Annotated in this window: 17 protein-coding genes; 1 reads left to right on the forward strand and 16 read right to left on the reverse strand. The window is 51.7% G+C overall.

Annotated elements, in window-relative coordinates:
• Positions 1-22 precede the first annotated feature (22 nt).
• The 8 genes from adhE to THEAE_RS0116835 all read right to left on the reverse strand — a co-directional run bounded on the left by adhE (position 23) and on the right by THEAE_RS0116835 (position 11,430).
• On the reverse strand, positions 23-2,629 hold the full coding sequence (gene adhE / locus THEAE_RS0116800; protein ID WP_028988226.1) for a bifunctional acetaldehyde-CoA/alcohol dehydrogenase: 2,607 nt from the start codon (positions 2,627-2,629) through the stop codon (positions 23-25).
• A gap of 405 nt (positions 2,630-3,034) precedes the next feature.
• On the reverse strand, positions 3,035-4,120 hold the full coding sequence (locus tag THEAE_RS0116805; protein WP_245605582.1) for an ABC transporter substrate-binding protein: 1,086 nt from the start codon (positions 4,118-4,120) through the stop codon (positions 3,035-3,037).
• Between the two features lie 174 nt (positions 4,121-4,294).
• Positions 4,295-4,465, reverse strand: a complete 171-nt coding sequence (locus THEAE_RS23165; protein WP_156920658.1) for a hypothetical protein — start codon at positions 4,463-4,465, stop codon at positions 4,295-4,297.
• A gap of 60 nt (positions 4,466-4,525) precedes the next feature.
• On the reverse strand, positions 4,526-6,538 hold the full coding sequence (tkt, locus tag THEAE_RS0116815) for a transketolase (protein WP_028988228.1): 2,013 nt from the start codon (positions 6,536-6,538) through the stop codon (positions 4,526-4,528).
• A 109-nt stretch (positions 6,539-6,647) separates the two neighbouring features.
• Positions 6,648-7,749, reverse strand: a protein-coding gene (gene prfB, locus THEAE_RS0116820) for a peptide chain release factor 2 (protein WP_156920659.1) whose coding sequence is annotated in 2 segments (ribosomal slippage) — positions 6,648-7,676 and positions 7,678-7,749 — 1,101 coding nt in all. Because the reading frame shifts where the segments join, the coding sequence is not laid out codon by codon here.
• A 68-nt stretch (positions 7,750-7,817) separates the two neighbouring features.
• A complete protein-coding gene (gene secA / locus THEAE_RS0116825; RefSeq protein ID WP_028988230.1) occupies positions 7,818-10,358 on the reverse strand; it encodes a preprotein translocase subunit SecA in 2,541 nt (846 codons plus the stop codon).
• Positions 10,359-10,532: 174 nt separating this feature from the next.
• Positions 10,533-11,084: a ribosome hibernation-promoting factor, HPF/YfiA family gene (hpf, locus tag THEAE_RS0116830; RefSeq protein WP_028988231.1), complete on the reverse strand. Its 552-nt coding sequence runs from the start codon at positions 11,082-11,084 to the stop codon at positions 10,533-10,535.
• A 145-nt stretch (positions 11,085-11,229) separates the two neighbouring features.
• Entirely contained in the window at positions 11,230-11,430 is a 201-nt protein-coding gene (locus THEAE_RS0116835; protein WP_028988232.1) for a cold-shock protein, read from the reverse strand.
• Between the two features lie 172 nt (positions 11,431-11,602).
• On the opposite strand from THEAE_RS0116835, the gene THEAE_RS0116840 reads away from it, so the two are divergent.
• Positions 11,603-11,986, forward strand: a complete 384-nt coding sequence (locus THEAE_RS0116840) for a DUF3899 domain-containing protein (protein ID WP_028988233.1) — start codon at positions 11,603-11,605, stop codon at positions 11,984-11,986.
• 253 nt (positions 11,987-12,239) lie between these two features.
• On the opposite strand, the gene THEAE_RS0116845 is transcribed toward THEAE_RS0116840, so the two are convergent.
• The 8 genes from THEAE_RS0116845 to fliS all read right to left on the reverse strand — a co-directional run bounded on the left by THEAE_RS0116845 (position 12,240) and on the right by fliS (position 20,012).
• On the reverse strand, positions 12,240-13,235 hold the full coding sequence (locus tag THEAE_RS0116845) for an ABC transporter ATP-binding protein (RefSeq protein WP_052330108.1): 996 nt from the start codon (positions 13,233-13,235) through the stop codon (positions 12,240-12,242).
• Positions 13,232-14,257 (reverse strand): ABC transporter ATP-binding protein, encoded by a 1,026-nt coding sequence (locus THEAE_RS0116850; RefSeq protein ID WP_028988235.1) that lies wholly within the window; start codon positions 14,255-14,257, stop codon positions 13,232-13,234. The genes THEAE_RS0116845 and THEAE_RS0116850 overlap by 4 nt, the downstream gene beginning before the upstream one ends.
• 17 nt (positions 14,258-14,274) lie before the next feature.
• Positions 14,275-15,204 (reverse strand): ABC transporter permease, encoded by a 930-nt coding sequence (locus tag THEAE_RS0116855; RefSeq protein WP_039944524.1) that lies wholly within the window; start codon positions 15,202-15,204, stop codon positions 14,275-14,277.
• A 4-nt stretch (positions 15,205-15,208) separates the two neighbouring features.
• On the reverse strand, positions 15,209-16,138 hold the full coding sequence (locus THEAE_RS0116860; protein WP_005587129.1) for an ABC transporter permease: 930 nt from the start codon (positions 16,136-16,138) through the stop codon (positions 15,209-15,211).
• Positions 16,139-16,259: 121 nt separating this feature from the next.
• Positions 16,260-18,098 (reverse strand): peptide ABC transporter substrate-binding protein, encoded by a 1,839-nt coding sequence (locus THEAE_RS0116865; protein WP_028988237.1) that lies wholly within the window; start codon positions 18,096-18,098, stop codon positions 16,260-16,262.
• A gap of 411 nt (positions 18,099-18,509) precedes the next feature.
• Positions 18,510-18,953, reverse strand: a complete 444-nt coding sequence (locus THEAE_RS0116875) for a YaaR family protein (RefSeq protein ID WP_052330111.1) — start codon at positions 18,951-18,953, stop codon at positions 18,510-18,512.
• A 132-nt stretch (positions 18,954-19,085) separates the two neighbouring features.
• The gene (locus THEAE_RS0116880; RefSeq protein ID WP_005587124.1) at positions 19,086-19,460 is read right to left on the reverse strand and encodes a flagellar protein FliT; all 375 of its coding nucleotides are present in this window, start codon (positions 19,458-19,460) and stop codon (positions 19,086-19,088) included.
• Positions 19,461-19,628: 168 nt separating this feature from the next.
• Positions 19,629-20,012 (reverse strand): flagellar export chaperone FliS, encoded by a 384-nt coding sequence (gene fliS, locus THEAE_RS0116885; RefSeq protein WP_028988239.1) that lies wholly within the window; start codon positions 20,010-20,012, stop codon positions 19,629-19,631.
• Positions 20,013-20,055: the final 43 nt, after the last annotated feature.

Genomic DNA, 20,055 nt, shown 5'->3' on the forward strand with positions numbered 1-20,055 from the left:
GTAACATCGCTTCTCACTTCTTTTACCTTTGCACACCCTTATACGCCTGGCGGTAGATCTCCGCCAATTCGCTTACCAGCGGCATCTTGGGGTTGGCCGGTGTGCATTGATCCTCAAAGGCGAGATCGGCCAAGCGATCCACCTTTGCCTCAAATTCCGCCGCATCAACCCCGCATTCTGCGATGCTTAAGGGCATATTCATCTCTTTCATCATCTCTACGATGGCTTTAATCAGGCTTTCTACGCCCTCCTCCACCGTACCGGCGGGAAGCCCGACGGCCTTCGCAATTTCGGCGTACTTCTGATCCGCTTTGAAATATTCGTATTTGGGGAAAGCGGCGAATTTGGTCGGCTTCTGGGCGTTATAGCGGATCACATGGGGAAGCAAGACCGCATTGGCCCGGCCATGGGGGATGTGGAATTCCGCCCCCAGTTTATGGGCTAAGCTGTGGTTAATCCCCAGGAAGGCGTTGGCGAAAGCCATCCCCGCGATGGTAGAAGCGTTATGCATCTTCTCCCGGGCCACTTCATCCTGTCCGTTGTGGTATGCCTTCGGCAGATATTCAAAGACCAATTGAATCGCCTTGATGGCAAGTCCATCGGTAAAGTCATTCGCCATGTTGGAAACATATGCCTCAATGGCGTGGGTAAGGACATCCATCCCCGTATCGGCGGTGAGGCTCTTCGGCAGCGTCATCACATATTCCGGATCGACGATCGCCACATCGGGCGTTAATTCATAGTCGGCCAGGGGATACTTCACATGAGTTTCTTTATCGGTAATGACGGAAAAAGAGGTAACTTCCGATCCGGTCCCGGAGGTGGTAGGAATGGCGACCAACTGAGCCTTTTGGCCCAGCTTCGGAAATTTGTAGACCCGTTTGCGAATGTCCAGGAATTTCTGTTTTAAGCCGTTGAAATCTACCTCCGGGTATTCGTAAAAGAGCCACATGGATTTGGCCGCATCCATAGGGGAACCCCCACCTAAAGCGATGATGCAATCGGGCTGGAACTCGCGCATCCGCTCCGTCCCCCGCTTTAACGTTTCCGTCGAGGGATCCGGTTCTACATCGGAAAAGATCTCCACCCGGACCATGTCGGGACGCTTACGCAGGTAGTAAAGAACCCGGTCCACATAACCGAAGCGAATCATATCCTTATCGGTGACGATAAAGACCCGGGAGATATTGGGCATCTTCTCCAGATATTTGGTCGCGCCCCGCTCGAAATAGATCTTGGGGGGAACTTTAAACCACTGCATATTAACCGTCCTCTTCGCCATCCGTTTTACGTTAATCAGGTTGATCGCGGAAACATTGGAGGTGGTGGAGTTGGAGCCGAAGGTTCCGCATCCCAGGGTCAGAGAGGGCATATAAGCGTTATAAATATCTCCAATGGCGCCTTGGGAGGATGGGGCATTTACAATAATCCGTCCCGTCTTCACCCTTCGTCCGAACTCTTCAATCACTTGATCATTGCTGGAATGGATGACGGCGGAGTGACCCATCCCTCCGAATTCCACCATCTCTTCCGCCCTCTTGATTCCTTCTTCCGTGCTGTTTACTTTAAAGAAGGCGAGCACCGGGCTTAATTTCTCCCTGGAGAGGGGGTATTCGGGACCGACACCGCCGATCTCCGCCACCAGAATTTTCGTGGCGGGAGGCACCTCTACGCCGGCCATCTCCGCGATCTTTGCAGCCGGCATCCCCACCACTTTGCTGTTGATGGCTCCTGTTTCAGGATGAATCACCAGCGATTCCACTTTCTTTATTTCCGACTTGTTCAGGAAGTAACAATGATTCTCCCTCATATAATCCTTTACTTCCTGATAAATCTCTTTATCGACGATCACCGCTTGTTCGGATGCGCAAATCATGCCGTTATCGAACGTTTTGGAGAGGATCAGGTCGGTAACCGCCCTCCGTATATTGGCCGTCTTCTCGATGTAGCAGGGGACATTTCCCGGTCCGACCCCTAACGCAGGTTTTCCGGTGCTATAGGCCGCTTTTACCATGGCGGAACCACCTGTAGCGAGGACCAATGCCACTCCTTTATGATTCATCAGCGCCTGGGTCGCTTCGATGGAAGGTGTCTCGATCCATTGAATGCAGTTTTCCGGGGCTCCCGCCCTGATCGCCGCATCTCGGACCGTCTTGGCCGCCTCTGCGCTGCAGAGCTGCGCCGAAGGGTGGAAGGCAAAGATGATGGGGTTTCGCGTCTTCATGGCGATGAGAGACTTAAACATCGTGGTGGATGTGGGATTGGTTACGGGGGTTACACCGGCAATCACCCCGACCGGTTCCGCGATTTCCACAATCCCCTCATATGGATTCTCACGGATCACTCCAACGGTCTTATCATACTTGATGTTGTGGTAAATATATTCGGTGGCGAAGATATTCTTAATGATCTTATCTTCATAGACCCCTCGTCCGGTCTCCTCCACGGCGAGGCGGGCCAGTTCCATGTGGCGGCTTAGCCCGGCAATCGCCATCTCTTTAACGATCCGATCGATCTCTTCCTGATCCAACTTCATAAATTCCTCCAAGGCTTGGTGAGCCTTCGCCACCAATTGGTCAATCATCTCCGCAACATTTGGCTTGCCGGTTTCTCTCTCGACGACTGCCATCGCAATGATCTCCTTTCCGATTCTTTTTGGCTTCCCTCCGGATGTACTTCTCCCTTAATTTGTGAATTAATTCACATATAAAGGTAAAAAATCACGGGGCCGTAACAAAATCTCCTCGCAGCCTCTGTATTGTGAATTTATTCACATATACACCCGCGCTTCCCCGAAAAAAGTATGGTTTCTCCTGTACCTCAACAGACCATTTCCCTCTCCGAACGGATGCAACCTTCAGCTTTCTTCTATTTTTCTTGGTACGTTTATAGCATATTCGATTCTCCTCGCTTCGTCAATCTAGTTGTGATGGATTTCACAAAGTATACAAGATGAAAGCGCAAACAGTTAGGCGATCGCCTCTGTAAGAAGGGGATTGCCAGTAGGCCATTAGAAGATTCGAAAGACCCAGGCCTACTTGGCTTGGGTCTTTTCCATCTCCTTCTTCAGTTCATCCGATAAAGTTAGACCATATTTCTTTACCGCATCGGGATTTACCGTCAGACTTACTTCCTTCAGCACCTCGACGGGGATGTTCTTTGGCGACTCCCCTCGTAAGATCCGGGAGGCCATCACGCCGGTCTGCACCCCTATCTGGAATTGGTCCAGCCCGTAGGTGGCCACGGCCCCCCGTTTTACCGTGTCGCTGTCGGAAGCAAAGACAGGAATTTTCGCCTTTTCGGCCACTTGTTGCAAGGTATCAAAACCGGCGACGATCATGTTATCCACCAGCACCAGGTACGCATCGATCTTCCCGGCCAGGCTTTCCGCCGCCTGCTGAATTTCGGTGTTATTGGAGACGCCTAAGGCTTCTACCTTTATCCCTTTCTCTTGGGCCGCTTTCTCCGCCTCTTTGACCTGAACTTCCGCGTTGACTTCACCGGAGTTGTATACAATCCCGATCGTCTTCAGGTTAGGCAGGAACTTCTGCATCAATTCCACTTGGCGTGAAATGGGAACCAGATCGGAAGTGCCGGTGATGTTCTCGCCGGGCCGGTCAAACGCGGCAACCAAGCCTGCCGCTACCGGGTCCGTCACTGCTGAGAAGACGATGGGGATCTCCTTGGTCGCCTGGGCCGCCGCCTGGGCGGAAGGAGTCGTAATGGCGATGATGAGATCAACCTTTTCCGCAACAAATTTCTGGGCGATGTTCGTTGCGTTATTCCGGTCATTTTGGGCATTCTGGTAATCGATAACCAGATTCTTCCCTTCCGTGAAACCATGCTCTTCCAATCCTTTTAGGATCCCTTGACGGATCGCATCGAGGGCGGGATGCTCCACGATTTGGGTCAGTCCGATTTTAAACGTCTTCTCCTGTTCTTTCCCCGCTTCTCCTGAAGTGCCGGCATCCGTTGCTCCTTGGTTCCCATTGGAAGGTTGACTTCCCTGAGGCCCTCCTTGACCGCACCCTCCAAGGATGACACTTAGTGCGAATAAAAGCGCAACCATTCCTACGACAACTCTTCTCATCTCTTCTCTCCTCCATCTCTTCTCGCCCATGAGAGGGCCTCTTATCTTCGTTAACATAAACAGCTTGTACCGTAGTATACCACAATTCTTTACAAAACCTCAATATCTCTTTCACATGAAATTAAAGATTCTCCTGTATGATAAAAACTGTAGGAAGCAACGTGGTTCCTTTCAGGTGTTACCCCCTTTTCTTGATATACCCTGTCATCGACGGGCTGTCGCAAAGACAGCCTCTTTTTTTACCGTCACGATTGCCGCCGAAGCGATGTAATACGCGCCATTCGCGTTTCCTTCCCAAGATGCGCTTGCCGGAATCGGAATGAAAATGTGGCACAAGTCCAACCGTCCGTAAGGAGCATCGGATATGAAACGCAACCCCCCACCTTCCCCGAAAAGGAAGGGTGGGGGGCTCTCTTTGATTCCAGAGGAGTTATTTCATCCATGCGCTCGAAGCAGCCGTTCCACCTTGGCCACCACGTTTTCCACCGTAAATCCGTATTCCGCCACCACCTGATCTCCGGGAGCGGAAGCGCCGAAGGTGCGAATTCCTAAGACCTCCCCGGCCTCTCCCACATAACGTTCCCATCCCAAAGGCATAGCCATTTCGATGGCAAGGCGAGCCTTCACATGGGGTAGGAGAACCGAATCTTTATACTCCTGCGGTTGTTCCTCAAACAGCTCCCAGCTCGGCATGCTGACAACCCGGGCGGATATTCCTTTTTCAGCTAATGCTTTCTGGGCGGACACGGCCAGGCTTACTTCCGAGCCTGTCGCCAGGAGAATCGCCTGAACCTTTCCCTCGGTCGGGTCCGCCACCACATAAGCCCCTCTTCGTACCCCCTCTTTTGCCCCTTTCACCGTTCCCGGCAGGATCGGCAGCTTCTGGCGGGTTAAGATCATGGCGACCGGCCGCTCCTTCTGTCCGAGGGCGAACCGGTATGCCTCCATCGTCTCGTTGGCATCGGCGGGGCGCATCACGATGAGGCCCGGAATGAGGCGGAGGGACGGAATATGCTCAATCGGCTCATGGGTCGGCCCATCTTCGCCGACGGCGATGCTGTCATGGGTAAAGACATAGATCACCGGCTGCTTCATAAGAGCGGCCAGGCGAATGGCAGGGCGCAGATAGTCGGAGAAGACGAGGAAAGTACCCCCATACGGGCGAACTCCGCCATGGAGGGACAACCCGTTTAACGCCGCTCCCATGGCATGTTCCCTCACCCCGAACCAAACATTCCGCCCGGCATAATTCTTCGTCTCAAAAACCGGATACTCTTTCAAGGTCGTATTGTTGGATGAGGCCAGATCGGCGGAGCCTCCAAACAAGGTGGGGAGATTTCGGGCGATGGCGTTGAGGGCAACACCCGATGCCTCCCTCGTCGCCATTTTGGGAGCATCGGCGGCATAGTTGGGAAGTTCCCGGTCCCATCCATCCGGGAGACGTCCCTCAATCGCCGCCATAAGCTCCCCGGCCAATTCCGGATAAACATCCTTATACCCGGCAAAAAGACGGTCCCACGCCTCCTCCGCCTTCCTCCCTTCTTCCTTTACCACCGCAAAATGTTTTCGAACATCCTCGGGGATGGTAAAGGGTTCATACTCCCAACCATAGGCTTCTTTCGCCAGGCGCGCCTCTTCCGCACCCAAGGGAGAGCCGTGGGCCTTACTGGTTCCCGCCTTGTTGGGGCTGCCGTATCCGATGGTGGTTCGAACCTCGATGAGCGTCGGGCGGCTTTTTTCTTCCTTCGCCTCACGAATCGCCTTCCGGATCGCCTCCACATCATTCCCATCCTCTACGCGCAGATATTGCCATCCATACGATTCAAAGCGTTTCCGGACGCTTTCGGTAAAGGAGAAAGAGAGCCGGCCGTCCAGGGAGATGTCGTTGGAATCGTAGAGGACGATCAGTTTTCCCAACCCCATATGTCCTGCCAATGAGGCGGCCTCCGCAGAGACCCCTTCCATTAAATCGCCATCGCCACAAATCGAGAAGGTATAATGGTCAATCAGTTCGTAACCGGGCCTGTTATAGGTGGCGGCCAGATGGGCCTCCGCCATCGCCATCCCAACCGCCATGGAAATCCCTTGGCCTAAGGGCCCCGTCGTCGCCTCCACTCCCACGGTGTGACCATATTCGGGGTGCCCCGGCGTCTTGCTGCCCCACTGGCGGAATCGCTTTAATTCCTCCATGGGAAGCCCGTACCCTGTCAGGTGGAGCAAACTATAAAGAAGGGCTGAGCCATGTCCCGCCGAAAGGATAAAACGGTCCCTGTTAAACCATCTCGGGTTGGACGGGTTATGTTTCATTTCCTTCATCCACAAGGCGTACGCCATAGGGGCTGCCCCCATGGGCATCCCGGGATGGCCGGAGTTGGCCGCCTCCACCATATCGATGGAGAGGGCTCTGATGGCTGTGACGGCCCGCTCTTCAACCGCTTTATTTTCCATGATCGTCTCCTCCTTGTATCCTTTTTCTTCACGATCTATCAGGCAACAAGCCGACTCCCCTTCTCCTAAAAAGGAAGCAGAGAATGGCTTGCACCCATCCCTGAAATTTCTATAGCTTCATCCTGAGGAAGGCATCGATAAATTCGTCCAGTTCCCCATCCATCACGGCTTGTACGTTGCCCACTTCATAGTTGGTGCGGTGGTCCTTCACCATGCTGTAGGGGTGAAAGACATAGGAACGGATTTGATTCCCCCAGCCGATCTCCTTTTGTTCGCCGGCGAGTTCGGCCAGTTTCTTCTCCCGCTCCTCCATCTCTTTCTCCAGGAGGCGTGCGGCCAAAATCTTCATGGCACGTTCCCTATTTTGGATCTGGGAGCGCTCCGACTGGCATGTGACGACGATTCCTGTGGGAAGGTGCGTGATGCGAACTGCAGAATCGGTCGTATTTACATGCTGCCCTCCCGCACCGCTGGAGCGGTAGACATCGATCTTCAAATCCTCTTCCCGGATCTCCACCTTCACGTTTTCATCTACTTCCGGCATAACGTTGCAGGAGACAAAGGAAGTGTGGCGTCTTCCCGAGGCGTCAAAGGGGGAGATGCGAACCAAACGGTGTACCCCTTTTTCCGCCTTTAAATAACCATAGGCATTCTTTCCCCGAATAAGAAGCGTGACGCTCTTAACCCCCGCCTCCTCTCCGGGCAGATAATCAAGGGTTTCTACCTTAAACCCATGCCGTTCCGCATAACGGATATACATGCGGAGAAGCATGGAGGCCCAATCCTGGGACTCCGTTCCCCCTGCCCCGGGATGAAGCTCCAAAATGGCATTGTTCTTGTCATACGGTTCATTTAAGAGAAGCTCCAGTTCAAATTCGGAAAAATCCCGGCTTACTTTCCGAACCCCTTTTTCCAATTCAGGAAGAAACGCTTCCTCTTCCCCTTCCTCTTTCGCCAGTTCATACGTAAGCAGGAGGTCGTCCAATTCTCGGCCTATTTCCTCTAGACGTTCCACCTTTTCCTTCAGCTCGTTCATTTCTCCGATCACCTTCTGAGCCTCTCCCTGGTCATCCCAGAAATCGGGGGCTGCAATCTTCTCCTCCAATTGAGAGATTCGCTTCTTTTTCCCTTCGACGTCAAAGGGACCTCCCGATTTCCGCCAGACGCTTCTCCAGCGATGTTAATTCCTGTTTAATCTCTGTAAAATCCATCGTCCTATACCCCTTCCTTTTCCATACCCCATTATTTTATCAAGGTAAATTCCCACTGAAAAGGGATTTTACTTATTCTCCACAGGTTGTTGAATCGCCCCATGGCAGTGCTTATATTTCTTTCCGCTCCCGCATGGGCAGGGATCGTTTCGTCCGATCTTTTCTCCACGGACCACAGGTTGTCTCTTCTTCGGCTTTTCTTCCCCGTCGGAAGGCTGAACCGCCTCCCCTTCCGCCACGGCAACGCGGACGAGGGAAGAGACTCCCACCTGCGCCTTCATGATATAGGTAGAAACCTCCTCTTCGATGCTTCGGATCATCTCATTAAACATCTGGAAGCCTTCCAGCTGATACTCCCGAAGCGGATCGGTTTGGGCATACGCCCGCAGATGAATCCCTTGGCGGAGCTGATCCATGGCATCGATATGATCCATCCATTTGCTATCCACGGAACGGAGAAGAACCACCTTTTCAAACTCCCGCATGACCTCGGGAGTAATCTCCTTCTCCCGCCGTTCATATTTCTCATGGGTTCGCGCAATGAGAAAATCGAGGATTTCTTCTTTTTCCTTCCCCTTTAGCTCCTTCTCAGACAGGTCCCCTTCCTGGAAGATCGTTCCGTTCAGGTGGGAGATGAGGGCTCCCAAATCCCACTCCTCCGGAACCAGTTCATCCGGGCAATGAACCCCTACCACATGCTTCAAGTGGCTCTCCATCATGGAAATGATGATGTGCTTCACATTTTCGCTGAAAAGAACCTCCCGTCGTTGGGAGTAGATGATATCCCGCTGTTGGTTCATCACATCATCGTATTGGAGGACGACGCGTCGGCGGTCAAAGTTGGTGGCTTCTACCCGCTTTTGGGCCGTCTCCACCGCTTTGGTGATCATTCGGCTTTCGATGGGTTCATCCTCGGTAAAGCCCAGGCGATCCATCATTCCCATCATATTCTCGGAACCGAACTTTCGCATCAGGTCATCTTCCATAGAGATGTAAAATTGGGAAAAACCAGGATCTCCTTGACGACCGGCACGACCCCTCAGCTGATTATCGATCCGGCGGGCTTCGTGGCGTTCCGTCCCGATAATGCAGAGGCCGCCTAACTCGGCTACTCCTTCTCCGAGCTTAATGTCGGTACCGCGCCCTGCCATGTTGGTGGCGATCGTCACCGCCCCTCTCTGACCCGCCTTCGCGATAATCTCCGCTTCCTGGGCGTGATACTTGGCATTAAGGACATTATGGGGAATCTTCAGCTTCTTCAGGTGTTCCGAGAGAAGTTCCGAGATTTCGATGGAGATGGTTCCAACCAAGACAGGTTGTCCCGTCTGATGGCGCCGTTTAATCTCTTCCACAACGGCACGGAACTTGGCCCGCTCCGTTTTGAAGATCACATCGGGGGCATCCACCCGAATCATCGGACGATTGGTGGGAATAACCACAACATCCATTCCGTAAATCGATTTAAACTCCTCTTCCTCCGTCTTCGCGGTACCGGTCATCCCCGCCAGCTTTTTATACATCCGGAAATAATTCTGCAAGGTAATCGTGGCCAGCGTCATCGATTCCTGCTGCACCCTAAGTCCCTCTTTCGCCTCGATGGCCTGGTGGAGGCCGTCGCTGTACCGGCGCCCATGCATCAGACGGCCGGTAAACTCGTCCACGATGATCACTTCCCCGTCCTCCACCACATAATCTACATCCCTCTTCATGAGGGTATGAGCCTTCAAGGCTTGTTGCACATGGTGGTTAATCTCCATATTGGCAGGATCGTAAAGGTTCTCGATGTGGAAAAACTCTTCCGCCTTCTCCACTCCTTTTTCCGTGAGAGTCGCGGCATTTGCTTTCACATCGACCGTATAATCCTCATCGGCACGGAGGCGGGAGGCGAACCGATCCGCCGCATAGTAGAGATCCGTCCCCTTCTTCGCCATTCCGGAGATGATGAGGGGGGTTCTCGCTTCGTCGATCAGGATGCTGTCCACCTCGTCGACGATGGCAAAATGGAGGGGGCGCTGCACGATCTGCTCTTTATAGAGAACCATGTTATCCCGGAGATAATCGAAACCGAACTCATTATTGGTCCCGTAGGTAATATCCGCCTGGTATGCCGCCTGCTTTTCCTGATTGGAAAGGCCATGGACATTCAGCCCCACCGTAAGACCAAGGAACTCATAAATCTTTCCCATCTCGTTTTTGTCCCGGCCCGCCAGATAATCGTTTACGGTAACCACATGAACGCCTTTCCCTTCCAACGCATTCAGGTAGACGGCTAAGGTTGCCACGAGGGTTTTTCCTTCCCCGGTCTTCATCTCGGCAATCCGCCCGTCGTGGAGAACCATCCCGCCGATGAGCTGCACATCAAAATGGCGCATGCCCAATACCCTTTTGGATGCTTCGCGGACGACGGCAAACGCCTCAACCAAAAGATCATCCAGGGTCTCCCCCTTGGCTAGCCGGTCTTTAAAGTGGTCCGTCTTCCGCCTGAGCTCTTCGTCGCTTAAGCGACTTATACTCTCTTCGAGGGCATTAATCTCCTCAACCTTCCGCATATATCTCTTGATCTCGCGCTCATTGTAACTCGGAAATACTTTTCGCAATGCGTTAAACATGGAGGATCTCCTTCCCTGCGATACCTCGCTCTATTTTTCCCTAAAACTACCCATAGTGAATTGTACCAATCCCCGGTGAGAAATACAAGAAAAAGGAAAAGAAAGGGAGGCTTTCTTTTATAAAAGTCTCCCTTTCTTATACGTTTTCATTCCCTCTAGGGATTCACAATTCGATTACGCTTCCGGTTCAATCAATCCGTAGCGGCCATCCTTCCGCTTATAAACCACGCTTACTTCGTTGGTGTCCACATTTTGGAAGACGAAGAAGTTGTGCCCCAACAGATTCATCTGTAAAATGGCCTCTTCCGCATCCATCGGTTTCAGGTTAAACCGTTTGGTACGGACAATCTCCAATTCCTCTTCCTCATCCGGGTTTTCCGTCTTCCCGTTTCCGTTGATGTAAATTGCACCTTTCAGCCCATCGCTTTCCCGAAGTTTCCGGTTCACCCGGGTCTTATATTTCCTCACCTGCCGTTCCAGCTTATCCACCACATTATCGATCGAGGCATACATATCCTCGCTCTTATCTTCGGCACGGAGCAAAAGCCCTGTCAGAGGAATGGTCACTTCCACCCGATGCCCATCCTTATACACTTTCAGGGTTACAGTGGCTTCGATGTCCCGATCATATTCAAAATACTTATCCAGTTTACTCATTCTTTTTTCGACATAATCCTTTAACGCAGGTGTCACCTCAATGTTCTCGCCACGGATCAAGAAATCCATCTGTTCTCCTCCCTTCTCGTTACACCTCTATTATACATGTTTTTTGGGCCATTTCCCAATCTGTTTAAAAGAAATTAATGTTCGGAATATAACTTGAAAACCCCCGAAAATCGGGGGTCTGATCGCATGGTCACCGTTCGGTGGTTTACCTCTTGGTTACATTGGCTGCTTGGGGGCCCCTTGCTCCCTGCACGATTTCAAACTCTACCGTCTGCCCTTCTTCCAAGGTCTTGTAACCTTCTCCGTTAATGGCAGAATAGTGGACGAAAACATCCTCTCCGCCTTCGCGTTCAATAAACCCATACCCTTTCGTTGCATTAAACCATTTTACACGTCCTTCTAACACGATTCGATACATCCCTTCTCATTAAACTCTAAGCAATCGCTTATAATGAAAATATATCACTTACCATTACCCCAGTCAACTTAAATTGAAAGCCCTTTCGGGAAAAGTGAGCAGATTCCTACACACCGCTTCTATGATATAATGGCTTTAATTCCTCGTCCAGGTGATGTCCATGAACGTTCGTGCCCTTAAAATCCACATCCCCATCTTCTTGGGGATCCTCCTTTTCATCATCCTCATGGCTATTCGCTCGGAAAAACCTTTTCTCCTCTCCTTTATCAATTATTCCTTTCTCGTCGGGCTCTTCCTTTTTCTGGTCGGATCCGTCATCCTCATCATCCTCTGGGGAACCTTCGACCTTTTGGTCAAGGGCTTCTCTCTCTTCAGCCGGCGTCTCACCAAAGAGGAGGAGGAACTCCTCGACGTGGAGGAGGGAGACCGAGAAGAAGCGCGGAAAGAAAGAAAAGAGGAGAACCTCCGCTTAGGGTTCCTCCTCCTTACAGAGGGTCTTCTCCTCGTTTTCGTTTCTTTCCTCTTACTCCCCTTCCTCTCATAAAGAAAAGCAATGTCCACTGCCTAACGGGGCACAACATGAGCGCCCAGGAACCATGGGAGGCCCTCATCGCAAAAGCTCGGCGCCATCGGATGCACCAAGCATCGATGCACAAAAAAATCAACCGTACTCATCGCCCCGCCGCTTAATGCCCGGAGCCGCCGGAAAGGGTAAAGAAAGACCCCAAAGAGCGCTTCCTCAGAATCTTAATCACCAGTCCTTACCCATTCACAAAACAGATGAAGAAAGCCACCACTCAACTATAGAGATGACAAGCAACCCAATGGTTTTGTTTCACTTCTTTCCATTCCGGCACAAGAGCGGCACACCGCTCCGAGGCATGGGGGCAACGGGTGCGGAAGCGGCAACCACTGGGGGGATTGATGGGGCTTGGAATCTCGCCTTCCAAAACAATCCGCTCCCGTTTATGCTCCACATCCGGATCTGGGATGGGAATGGCGGAAAGAAGAGCCTTCGTATACGGATGAAGAGGCTCCTCATACAGATCGTAGCTTGAGGCGAGCTCCATCAGGCTTCCCAGATACATCACCCCGACCCGATTGGAAATATGGCGCACCATGGAGAGATCATGGGCGATAAAGAGATAGGTGAGTCCCTTTTCGGCCTGAAGCCGTTCCAAGAGGTTGACCACCTGGGCCTGAATGGAGACGTCTAGGGCTGAGATCGGTTCGTCGGCAATAATAAACTTCGGTTCAACCGCCAAAGCCCTGGCGATCCCGATCCGCTGCCTCTGCCCGCCACTAAATTCATGGGGGAAACGGTTTGCATGCTCCCGGTTGAGGCCCACCGTCTCGAGGAGTTCATAAACGCGATCCATGCGCTCCTTCCGGTTATGGGCCAGGCCATGAATGTCAATTCCCTCGGCGATAATATCGGCCACCGTCATGCGGGGATTGAGGGAAGCATACGGGTCCTGAAAGATCATTTGCATATCCCGGTTAAATTGCCGCACCTCCCGGCGAGGAAGTTGATGGACATTTTTCCCCAGGAAACGAACCTCCCCATCGGTGGCATCATAGAGGCGAATAATGGTCCGTCCCACCGTTGATTTTCCCGAACCGCTCTCCCCTACGAGGCCGAGCGTTTCCCCTTCATAGACATCAAAGGTAACATTCTCCACCGCTTTTACATAGAGGTTTCGCTTTACCCGGAAATATTTCTTCAGATTCTCTACTTCTAGTATTTTCCTTTTTTCATGCTTCGTCTCTTGAACCTTTGCCGTTCGATTCATGGTCTCATTCCCCCTATCCCTACAGGTGGTTCCACTTTAGGTGCCATGGGATGCTTCAACCAACAGCTTACCAGGTGCCCTTGTCCCACATGGGTCGTGTCCGGGGGAAGCTCTTTGCATACTTCCATCGCATAACCGCAACGGGCCGCAAAGGGGCAACCCTTCGGAGGATTGAGAAGATCCGGGGGGGTACCGGGAATCGCAACCAATTCCCCTTTCGTATGAAGGTCAAGGCGGGGGATGGAACGCATGAGCCCCCAGGTATACGGGTGCTCAGGCCGATAGAAGATCTGCTCCACGGTACCTTTTTCCACGATTTGTCCGGCGTACATGACGGCTACCTTATGAGCCATCTTCGCCACCACGCCCAGGTCGTGGGTGATCAGGATAATCGCCGTCCCCGTCTTCTTCTGCAGGGACTGCATCAATTCCAAAATTTGCGCCTGGATGGTCACGTCCAAGGCGGTGGTAGGCTCGTCGGCGATGAGCAGCTTGGGCCGGCAGGCGAGGGCGATGGCGATCATGGCCCGCTGCCGCATCCCTCCAGAGAATTGATGGGGATACTGCTTCACCCGGGTCTCCGGATTCGGGATGCCGACCAGTTCCAAGAGATTAATCGCTTCCTTCATCGCTTCTCTCGGACTTCTCTTAAAATGCTTGATCAGCCCCTCAGAAATCTGTTTTCCGATCGTCATGGTCGGGTTCAAGGAGGTCATGGGATCCTGAAAGATCATGCCGATCTCGGAGCCCCTCACCTTCTCCATCTCCTTGTCCGTCAGGCGGGTCAAATCCCTGCCGTTAAAGAGGATCTTTCCCTGCTTAATCTCGGTGGGAGGAGAAGGAAGAAGGCGCATAATGGTCTGGGAGGTGACACTCTTGCCGCTGCCCGATTCACCGACGATCGCCAGGGTCTCCCCTTCCTCCAGTTCAAAGGATACCCCACGGACCGCCTTTACCTCTCCCGCATAGGTATGAAAAGAGACATGCAAGTCGATTACTTCAAGCAATGGGTTCTTAGCCATCGATTCTCTCCTCCCCTCTACTTTCTAAGTCGCGGATCGATCGCATCGCGAAGTCCGTCTCCCAAGAGGTTAAAGGCTAAGGTGGTAAGGCTGATCGCAATCGCCGGGAACCAGAAATTCCAAGAGTAGGATCGGATCAGTTGAAATCCATCGTTGACCAACACCCCCCAGGAAGCAAGGGGCGGCTGCAGACCTAATCCAAGAAAACTTAAGATGGCCTCCGTGAAGATGATGGCAGGAATATTCATGGTGAGGCGGACGATAATAATTCCCAATACGTTGGGTAGAAGATGCTTACTCATGATGCGGCTTAAGGGAGCCCCAAGGGTCTTTGCCGCCAGGATAAATTCCTGATTTTTAAGCTGCATCACTTGACCCCGAACCAAACGGGCCATGGTAACCCAGCCTGTGACCGCCATCGCCGCGATCATCGATGCGATCCCTGTTCCCAGGACGAGCATGAAGAGGATCACCATGACGAGCCAGGGAATTCCGGCCAGAATCTCGATGACCCGCATGACGAAGCTGTCAAACTTGCCACCGATATAACCGGCAAGGGCCCCCAAAATCACCCCGACGAGGAGATCAATGATCCCGGCCACGACGGCGATAAAGAGAGAGATCCGCGCCCCGATCCAGACGCGTACCCATAAATCCCGGCCAAATTCATCGGTGCCGAACCAGTGCTGCCCCCCGGGAGGTAGATTTACCTCATTTAACGTCAACGCATCATATTTATAGGGACTAAAAATCGGCGCAAAAATGGCAAAGAAAAGAACGAGAAGAAGAAATATAAGGGAAGCCATGGCTACCGGATTTTGCCGAAGCCTTCTCCACACATCCTGCCAAAAGGTGATGCTGGGGCGGGAGATGAGCTCTGCATCCATCTCACCCTTCAGGGGTCTAAAAAGATTTTCGTTCAGTTCAATCTGCGGTTGGCCGTTCATGCTCTCACTCCTTTCCCCCTGTGGTGCGAATGCGTGGGTCTACCAATCCATAGGCGATGTCGGTAATAAAAATGGCGAAGATGAACATGGCGCTGTAGAAGATGGTTAACCCCATAACCAGGGTGTAGTCATTGGTGTTGATGGAATTGACATAATGCTTCCCAACGCCGGGGACGGCGAAGATTTGCTCGATGATGATGGAGCCGGTGATGAGATCGACCACCAAGGTTCCGAAGATGGTGACGATGGGGAGCAGGGCATTGCGGATCCCATGCTTCCAAATCACCACCCCATTGCTTAACCCTTTCGCCTTCGCGGTGCGGAGATAGTCAGAGCCCAGCACGTCCAACATGGAGGTGCGCATCAGCCGGGTAATCAGAGCGATCACCCCGACCGCCAATGACAGGGAGGGAAGGATGGTGTGGGCGAAAGTCCCCCAGCGCGCCACCGGAAACCAACCCAGTTTTAATCCTAGGAAATATTGAAAAACGGCGGCCAACACGAAACTGGGAATGGAGACGCCTAAAATGGCAATGAAGACGAATATATAATCAACTGCTTTTCCACGAAACAAAGCAGAGAGTATTCCAAAGATAAGGCCGATCGGCACTCCGAAAAGAATGGCTTGCAATCCGAGCTGTGCCGAGACGGGGAACGTCTGGGCAATAATGTCGTTTACCGTCCGGTTCAAATATTTATAGGATTGACCCAAATCACCATGGATCAAATTCTCCAAATAACGAAGATATTGGATGGGCACAGGCTTATCCAGTCCATATTTTGCGTCAAACAACGCCTTTACCGTAGGGGTGATTTTTGTCGGATCCTGGTAGGGTCCGCCGGGGAGCAGATAGATGAGAAAGAAGGTAATCGTAGCGATGACAAAGAGGGTAAAGAGCATGAGGGCAAACTTCCTTGCCGTATACCTAAGCAAAGCTCCCACTCCTTTCTATAGAAGATGACGAAAAATGAGGAACCCCTGCACCGAAAAGAACAAGGAAGGGGTGAACTTCCTTGTTCTTTCGGCGCAATCGGTTCACACAACGATGTTCATCCTATTGGTTTTTCCCTTCGATATAAGCCCATTTGTACTCAAATTGGGCGCCAAACGTCTTTTCGAAGAGCCCTTTTACATAAGGCCGTTGGAGAGAAGCCAGATTCCGGTAGTATACCGGGGCGATCCCCATATCGTCCTGGATGAGAACTTTCTCAGCCTGGATGAAGTAGTCGACCCGCTCGTCGACGGTTTTCGCCGCACGGGCTTTGGCGACCAGTTCATCATAAGTCTTGTTGGAGTATTTCCCATCGTTGTAAGGACTGTTGGTTTCAAAGAGGAAGAGCCAGGTGTTGGGGTCATTGTAGTCAGGCCCCCATCCGCTCATGACAACCTGGAAGTTTCCTTCACGGGAGCGTTTCAGCCTTTCTTTAAACGGAACCTGAACCAAGTCAACCTTGATGCCGAGATTTTGCTCCCACATTGCCTTCAGGAATTCGTTTCCTTTGCGGGCGGTGTCGGTATCGTCGCCAAGAAGTTCAAATTTGAAGCTCTTCGGATCGATGCCCGACTCCTGCAAGCCTTCGGCGAGGAGTTGTTTCGCCTGTGCAGGATCATCCTTAAAGAGAGGCCCGCCGTATTTCGCTTCGGAAAGTTCACGGAAGGTCTTGGTTGCTCCGGAGTAGGCGAGGAATCCGTTGGGCACCAAGCCGTAGGCCGGTTCGGAACCGTTGTTCAGGATGGTATCCACATAGGCTTTGCGGTCGATGGCCAGGGAGATGGCCTTACGTACCTTCGCATTGTCGAAGGGTTTTACCTTGGTGTTAAACTCAAAATAGAAATGCGCCATTTCCGGGAAGGTTTTGAAGTTCGGATCGTCCTTATATTGGGGAACCTGCTCCCGGGTTAGTCCGGTGCGATCCACGTCGCCCGCTTCATAGAGGTTCAACTCGGTGTTCGAATCTTTCACGATGTCGAAGGTGATTTTCTCCAGCTTCACCGTGTTGGCATCCCAATAGGTGGGGTTCTTTGTCAAGGTTACCTTTTGGTCATGGAGCCATTCCTGCAAGACGAAAGGTCCGTTATAGAGCAAATATTGCGGTTCGGTAGCATATTTATCCTTGTTGGCCTCATAGAATTTCTTGTTGATCGGCAAGTAGGTTGGGAAGCTGGTCAGCTCCAGCCAGTAGGGAACCGCCTGGGTCAATTCCACCTCCAAGGTGTTGGGGTCAACCACTTTCACGCCCACCTGATCCCAGGTAACCGGTTGTGGATCTTTGACCGGCTTGCCGAAAGCGACCACATCGGGCGTGGGAACGGTGCCGTCATCCTGTTTGTTGTTCTTTTCATACGTCGCTTTATCGGTCTCATATTGCTTCTTGAGAACGAGGTAGTTGGTGTAATCGTAGTACTCCTTCGCTCCTTTGATGTAGTCGGTGATCATGCTGGCGTATTGGGATGCATTTTCCGCATTGGCCGCCCGCTCCCAGGCATCGGAGAAGTCTTGGGCGGTCACCGGATCGCCGTTCGACCACTTGGCGTTCTTGTTCAGATGGAAGGTGTATTTCAATCCATCCTGGGATACATCCCATTTCTCAGCGATCCCAGGCTGAATCCCGTCCTGGTTGACACGAACGAGCCCTTCCTGAACGGCTCCTAGCAAAAGAATGGATAATTGGTCCGTGGTAATCTGCGCATCAAGGGCCGGCGGCTCGTCGGAGAGCATCAGATGAAGCTCCTGGACATCTGCCGGCTTAGCCGTTTGCCCCTGATCTCCCGTATTGTTTTGCCCCTGATCCGAAGGCTGCGCGTTCTGGTTACCGCCGCATCCCGCCAAGCCTACCGCTAGGGCCAGGACGAGAACCAATAGGGCGGGAAGCCATTTGTTGGTTCGTTTCATTTTGTTCACCAAAACCCCCTTATAAAAAATGGTTTTATGATTATGGTCCATAGGACCTATAATCCAAACACTATCTATTACTATAATATTATTTCTGAAACTTTTCAATAGAATCTTTATTTCCATTATAATGTTTTATTTTTCCAATTCGCCTAGAAAGAACCGTTTCAAGCTGTCCGCGGTCCCCGCGGCTTTTATCCATACTTTTCACAGGAACATCGATTCTCCTTGTTCTGTGAATGGAAACGCCGTTTCACGGAACGGTATTTTAAAGAATTTACCCTGGTAATGCTTGAAAACGTGTGTGCATTAAAGCGTTTGAGAGATGAAAAGTTGAATGAGGATTCTCCTTGTATATTTATACCATCATTTTAATTTCATTTCATCCTGTTCTTTTTTCCAGCCGGATCATCACACAAAATAATTGATAAGTAAACCTTTTATCTCCCCGATCTCCTCCAAAAGAACTAGTCCTTCCGACTGATTTCGCAGAATTTCCTCCGTCAGGCGCGCCAGATGGCTGTCAACCTCCTCCACGAGACGGTACACCTTCATCCGGCCTCTGTAGTTGGAGCCCACCCTCTCTTCGACGCGGAGCGCTTGCGATAGGGCTTCATCGAGAAATTCTCTGACCAGTTTTTTGTAACGGTTTAAATCATCCAACGTGCGGGTAAGGGTCAATTTTCCCCCCTGATCTTCGATCTCGGCAAGAAGGCTTTTAAGGCGCCTTGCCCCCTGTTCCTCCTCTTTCTCCTTCAGAAGATCGTCAAAGGCAGGACCGTTGGAGGACCGGACGGTTCGAAGAGAGAACGAAGAAGTAATTTCTTTCTTTTGCGATCCGCGGCTTATTTTCATCAGTAAAGATCGCCTCCCGGTGGTTTACGATTTCCATCATTGGGCATCCGGAACACCCCATCTGACTCTATTTCACCCGCAAGGGATGGGCCGAGGTTTTCGCCTCATGAATCCTTATTTCGGAAAATTCTTTCACCTACGACGGTTTTCTCCGATGCGGCGGTCAATAAATCCGCCTCCAGGCGAATCATAGCTTTGCTTATAGCCGGCTCGGGCCACTTTCCCCCGATGGATGCGAGAGAGCTGTTCCTTCGCCTCATCCCGGAGCCGATGAAGATGATACTGAAGCTCCTCTTCCTTGGCATAGATCTTCTCCATGAGGGCTTGAAGCGATTCTTTTTCTCCTCGGTTCTCTACATGATCATGAAGACGGCGAATCATCTCCTCCCGCCGATCCAGTGATTCCGCAATCGCTTCGATCTCTCCCTCCTTGGCATGAGCTATGGCTTCTTCAGTCATTAAAAGGTAGGCCGTGAGAGTTTCCCATGTACCGTTCTCTTTCGGCATGAATCACCATCCCTCCGCTCACGAAAAAGAGCCGTATACTTTATACGGCTCATTATAGTCCTATATCGCCATTTCGTCCAGAAAATTGATCTTTGTATACGAGATAAACGTTAAGTTATTTGACATTGATTGCAAAATTTAGATTCCAGCTTCCTAGACGTCATCTTCTTAGACGGAAGAAGGCGCTTCACTCCTCGCCCTCTCCATCGCCTCCTTCCAGGTGGATCGAAAATCTTCGAAGAGGCCGATCACCTCATCGATTTTTCCCACATCTTTTTTCGCATTGGCTTCTACGGTATGCCGTTTCATGAAATCGTAGAGATCGCCGATCTGGTTCGCGATTTCAATCTCCCGGTTTAAGCCAAGCTCAAGTTCGGTAAGGATATCCTGCACCCGAATCAGGTGGCGGTGAGCCTCTTCGTAACGCTTCTCCTCGATAGCCTTTTTGGCCATTTTTGAGAAGCGGATGCCTGCATTATAGAGCATAAGAACCAGCTCTTGCGGTGAGGCGGTTAACACCTGCTGCTCCTGGTACACCTGCGAAGCGTTCATCGGTTATCTCCTTCCCTTTGCCGTACATCCTTTGTTTATCGCT

Source organism: Thermicanus aegyptius DSM 12793, from assembly GCF_000510645.1.
GTDB classification, from domain to species: Bacteria; Bacillota; Bacilli; order Thermicanales; family Thermicanaceae; genus Thermicanus; species Thermicanus aegyptius.

Coding starts and splice junctions, on each gene's coding strand:
- adhE (WP_028988226.1), bottom strand. CDS start 2,629: ATGGCAGTCGTCGAGAGAGAAACCGGCAAGCCAAATGTTGCGGAGATG.
- THEAE_RS0116805 (WP_245605582.1), bottom strand. CDS start 4,120: ATGGGCGAGAAGAGATGGAGGAGAGAAGAGATGAGAAGAGTTGTCGTA.
- tkt (WP_028988228.1), bottom strand. CDS start 6,538: ATGGAAAATAAAGCGGTTGAAGAGCGGGCCGTCACAGCCATCAGAGCC.
- secA (WP_028988230.1), bottom strand. CDS start 10,358: ATGTTTAACGCATTGCGAAAAGTATTTCCGAGTTACAATGAGCGCGAG.
- hpf (WP_028988231.1), bottom strand. CDS start 11,084: ATGGATTTCTTGATCCGTGGCGAGAACATTGAGGTGACACCTGCGTTA.
- THEAE_RS0116840 (WP_028988233.1), top strand. CDS start 11,603: ATGAACGTTCGTGCCCTTAAAATCCACATCCCCATCTTCTTGGGGATC.
- THEAE_RS0116845 (WP_052330108.1), bottom strand. CDS start 13,235: ATGAATCGAACGGCAAAGGTTCAAGAGACGAAGCATGAAAAAAGGAAA.
- THEAE_RS0116850 (WP_028988235.1), bottom strand. CDS start 14,257: ATGGCTAAGAACCCATTGCTTGAAGTAATCGACTTGCATGTCTCTTTT.
- THEAE_RS0116855 (WP_039944524.1), bottom strand. CDS start 15,204: ATGAACGGCCAACCGCAGATTGAACTGAACGAAAATCTTTTTAGACCC.
- THEAE_RS0116865 (WP_028988237.1), bottom strand. CDS start 18,098: ATGAAACGAACCAACAAATGGCTTCCCGCCCTATTGGTTCTCGTCCTG.
- THEAE_RS0116875 (WP_052330111.1), bottom strand. CDS start 18,953: ATGAAAATAAGCCGCGGATCGCAAAAGAAAGAAATTACTTCTTCGTTC.
- THEAE_RS0116880 (WP_005587124.1), bottom strand. CDS start 19,460: ATGCCGAAAGAGAACGGTACATGGGAAACTCTCACGGCCTACCTTTTA.
- fliS (WP_028988239.1), bottom strand. CDS start 20,012: ATGAACGCTTCGCAGGTGTACCAGGAGCAGCAGGTGTTAACCGCCTCA.